At 45.9% G+C, this 3,928-nt stretch carries 4 protein-coding genes; 1 reads left to right on the top strand and 3 read right to left on the bottom strand.

What is annotated here, in order from left to right:
• Positions 1-216: 216 nt before the first annotated feature.
• The 3 genes from V6C93_RS10090 to V6C93_RS10080 form a co-directional block, all read right to left on the bottom strand.
• Positions 217-1,023, bottom strand: a complete 807-nt coding sequence (locus tag V6C93_RS10090; protein ID WP_333476529.1) for a Uma2 family endonuclease — start codon at positions 1,021-1,023, stop codon at positions 217-219.
• Between the two features lie 166 nt (positions 1,024-1,189).
• Positions 1,190-1,702 (bottom strand): L,D-transpeptidase, encoded by a 513-nt coding sequence (locus V6C93_RS10085; protein WP_333476528.1) that lies wholly within the window; start codon positions 1,700-1,702, stop codon positions 1,190-1,192.
• Between the two features lie 64 nt (positions 1,703-1,766).
• On the bottom strand, positions 1,767-2,411 hold the full coding sequence (locus V6C93_RS10080; RefSeq protein WP_333476527.1) for a bifunctional 4-hydroxy-2-oxoglutarate aldolase/2-dehydro-3-deoxy-phosphogluconate aldolase: 645 nt from the start codon (positions 2,409-2,411) through the stop codon (positions 1,767-1,769).
• 466 nt (positions 2,412-2,877) lie between these two features.
• On the opposite strand from V6C93_RS10080, the gene V6C93_RS10075 reads away from it, so the two are divergent.
• Positions 2,878-3,714 carry a DUF2382 domain-containing protein gene (locus V6C93_RS10075; RefSeq protein ID WP_333476526.1) on the top strand — a complete coding sequence of 279 codons (837 nt, stop codon included), beginning with the start codon at positions 2,878-2,880 and terminating at the stop codon, positions 3,712-3,714.
• Positions 3,715-3,928 lie beyond the last annotated feature (214 nt).

The raw sequence follows: 3,928 nt of genomic DNA, 5'->3' as shown, positions 1-3,928 counted from the left end.
ATACCGTTCATACAGCCCAACGAGCAAATGTCTTTTATAACCTCGTTAGTGGGTGTTTTGCCTGATGGTGCAGACGATGGTACAGATTTTCTGACGTTAGTGACTTTGGAAGGTGTGGCAGCTAGCACCATCAATACTCGTAGCTTTGTAATTGGTTAGAAAATAAGCAGCATAAAGTCGTTTACTCCAGAAACAACTTCTTCTGTACAGTCAGAGCTAATTCTGCGATCGCTCTCTAACTTCCTCCACTGAAAAACTTAACGCCTCTGCCACCTGTTCCACGCTCAACCCCATTCCCAATAACCGAGGTATCGCATCCCTTCGCGCCTGTTCTGCCTGTTGAGCTCGTTCATCGCCAATGAGCAACAACTCTCCTCGCTCATCCCACCACCTCAGCCAGAGTTGGGTTTGATTTTGATAAGTTCCTTCCCAAAGTCCTAACTCTACGCCTAATGAGGCAATGGGGTAATGTCCTCGCTCGTTGGCTTCTAGCAGTTCATAGAAACCATTGACCAAGTGATATACCTCTAACTTGCCATTATTGATTTCAAAGATTCCATAGTAGGGAATCCGTATGATGCGCTCGTACACCCAAAACTTACCTGGTTTTGTTGCCTGTCCTTCGGGAGAGAAAGATAGAGGTGTGCGATCGCGTTCTTCCGAGCCATCTCCTGAAGCGAACTCCAGTGCAATCAACGGTGCTATGTATTCCCGCCAAAGCACGTAGGAACGACGAATCTTTCCATCCAGCTTGGGTGGTACGTTGGGTACATAGAACCAATCAGGTGCTTCAGCTCCTTTTTCCGGTGGCTCAGTTTCTCGCCAGTAAATACCGCAATCTTGCCCGATCGCATAGTATCCGTCAGGATGTAGTCGCTGTAGAACTGAGCCAATCGAGTCGGTGAGAATTATGCCTTGGGGATGCTCCTGAAAGTTTTTCACAAACGTACCATCCGACTCTGGAAGTTGAGTATGGTCGGGAAAGGGAGGAGGTAGAACATCCGGGGTAAGGCTCTGGGTCATGGTCTTTCAAAGCAGGAACTACCTCTATTACAGGTTATTTTGCCAGAAGCTGTATCGATCACTTTACAGAGGGAGGTAATCGTTGTTCTACCCCCTTCCTAGATGGAAACAAAATTATCAACTTTTGTCATGACTAGAGAAGCGATTGATGTAAATAGGTCTGCATCTAGTCATTAATAACTACTGGCGTTCCCACCGATGCCCAATCAAATAACCACCGGGCGTGATTTACTGCCACATTCACGCAGCCATGACTCACGGGCGTCCCAAATCGACGATGCCAGAAGGCTCCGTGAATGGCGTAGTTCCCCTCGTAAAACATGACATAAGGCACATTGGGAACGTCATAGTCAGCACCCCTCATGCGACTCTTCGCTAGCTTGGTTTGAATGTTAAAGATACCAGGGCGAGTTGGCGTGGAGCCTTTGCCCGTGGAGATTACGATCGCATAAACTTGAGTTCCACCCTCCCAAGCAATTAAGCGTTGATTTTTCAGGTCAATCTGAATCCAGCGTTCCTGGGACGCTTCTAATTCCATCATTTTTTTCGCGATGAGCTCACCCACTGGCGTCGAGTAAGTTGGTACTACCCAGATACCGAAGGCCGTTAGAGTCAGTACTGCACCCGCCAAAAATTTTCCCGATCGCCGCAGCCACTGCAATGACATGATGCTGTTCATCCGTTCTCAATTACTCATGGCATCAATAAATTTCTTTGTATTTTATCGCTCACTTGTTCCCCTCCTATTTGGCTGGAGTCGTTAACTGTTCCTTGAGCGTGCTTGCTCGATGAGCAATTGCTTTCCAATCTTCCGTGGCAATCAGGGCTTTGGGAAACAACTCGCCGGAAAGACCCACTGCGATCGCGCCTGCGGCAATAAACTCCCATGCATTTTCCAGCGTCACACCTCCCGTTGGTATCAAGGGAATGTGACCGAGTGGCCCTTGTAAAGCCTTGACGTAACTTGCCCCGCCCACCGCTTGAACGGGAAATACCTTAACGCCGCTAGCACCCGCCTCCCAAGCGGTAACAATTTCCGTAGGAGTCAAAGCTCCCGGCACGATTGGGACGCCAGCCTGTATGGCAGCGGCAATTAAAGTGAGATTAACGTGGGGAGTGAAGAGAAACTGCGCGCCGGCCTCAATCGCTTGATCCAACTGCTCCAAGTTTAATAATGTGCCCGTGCCGATCATACAATGCGGTAACTCCGTGCGGAGTTGGCTGATGAGTTGGGGCGCTCCTTCGCTATTCCAGGTAATCTCAATCAGTGATAACCCCCCTAGCGCTACCGCCTGAGCCATTTGATGGCCTAATGATAGCCAAGGCGATCGAATCACAGCAATAAAGCGATGTTGCTGCAACAGAGTTAACCACGACTGATTAGACATTTTCACTCTCGCGTGTTTGGTAGATGAGGGAGGAACCTATTTCTTGGTCAAAGCGGTTCAATATACTTAGTTTTTCTAAATATTCTGTAAAACGAAAAAATCCAGACACTACCAAACACACTCTCTTCGATTAAAACCGTCACTTTTTATAAATTCTATACCAATAGATGAATATTTTAGGCCATTTATATCAATCCTTAGGGAGATGACTTTAAAATCAATTTATAAATGGTATTTCTTAAAAAACTTACAAGGTATTTTTAAGTTGCTCTGAGGAATAAAAACCAACCTAAACATTAAATTAATTATCACCCAAATCAAGCAATATTACAATTCCTTACTTAAAAAGTGGATACAGCAACCTTTGAATTATCTTCCCTGAGTATGATGAACTAAAAAGCCAAAATTATCTAAGGTAGGAAGTGGTAATACAAAAACAAATTTAGAAGATAGGAGAATTAAACTCATGGTTCTTGTAAAACTGGCGGATGCTTATCCCAACTATAAGCAAGAAATTTTCGGGGGCGATGACATTAAGGGATACGATGTCTATAGCGATACAGATGAGAAAGTTGGTGGCGTTTATGACGCTCTTGTTGATGAAACAGGTCGTTTCCGCTATCTCGTGATTGACACGGGCTTATGGATTTTTGGTAAGAAAGTATTAGTACCCATTGGTCGTATTCGGATGGATTACGATCGGCGTCGGGTTTATGTAACAGGTCTGACCAAAGCCCAAGTCGAAAACTTACCAGAGTACAGGGATAACATCACTGTTGACTACGACTATGAAGAACGGGTCAGAACTGCCTACCGACCAGCGGCAGGGACGGCTACAGTTGCTCAACCTACCTACAGCCGTGACACCTACAATTATGACAATGATCGCTCACTCTACGATATAGATGAGCGGAATCATCAGAAAATCAAGCTGTATGAAGAACGCCTACTAACCAATAAAGAGCGTCAAAAGACTGGTGAAGTTGCAGTAGGTAAGCACGTTGAAACTGAAACGGCAAGAGTGTCTGTTCCCGTCGAAAGAGAGCGGGTGATTATTGAGCGCACCAACCCTACAGGTGAGATGGAAGTTACACCCGGAGCGGCTGACTTCCGTGAAGGTGAAGTTGCTCGGATGGAAGTCTACGAAGAAACAGCTGACATCCAAAAGAAAGCTTTTGTGCGCGAAGAAGTGACGATCCGCAAAGAAGTTGAGCGCGATACGGTGGAGGCAACAGAGACGATTCGCCGCGAAGAGTTAGATGTTGATGTGAATGGGAATCCTGTCATCAACAGAAATTCGTAGACGTTGAAAGTCAAGATTAAGCCGTTTTTTGCAGCGCGGCTGGTAATTGTGCAAGCCAGACAGCATTTATAACAGAGGCAGGTAGAGCAAGCTTATTAGCTAGCTCTGCTTGCTAATAACTGGTCAACCGATTTTGGATTTTAGATTGATGATTTTGGATTGACCCGACCCACCAAGGTATGGGGATTTGGGATGTTAGATTTATTCTATCCAT

The organism is Allocoleopsis sp., from assembly GCF_036703385.1.
Classification (GTDB): Bacteria; Cyanobacteriota; Cyanobacteriia; order Cyanobacteriales; family Coleofasciculaceae; genus Allocoleopsis.
Note: the sequence above shows the minus strand (reverse complement) of the source record. Positions and strands in the feature narration are given on the sequence as shown.

What these genes read in the sequence shown, in the direction of transcription:
- V6C93_RS10090 (WP_333476529.1), bottom strand. Translation starts at nt 1,023, where the DNA reads ATGACCCAGAGCCTTACCCCGGATGTTCTACCTCCTCCCTTTCCCGAC.
- V6C93_RS10085 (WP_333476528.1), bottom strand. Translation starts at nt 1,702, where the DNA reads ATGAACAGCATCATGTCATTGCAGTGGCTGCGGCGATCGGGAAAATTT.
- V6C93_RS10080 (WP_333476527.1), bottom strand. Translation starts at nt 2,411, where the DNA reads ATGTCTAATCAGTCGTGGTTAACTCTGTTGCAGCAACATCGCTTTATT.
- V6C93_RS10075 (WP_333476526.1), top strand. Translation starts at nt 2,878, where the DNA reads ATGGTTCTTGTAAAACTGGCGGATGCTTATCCCAACTATAAGCAAGAA.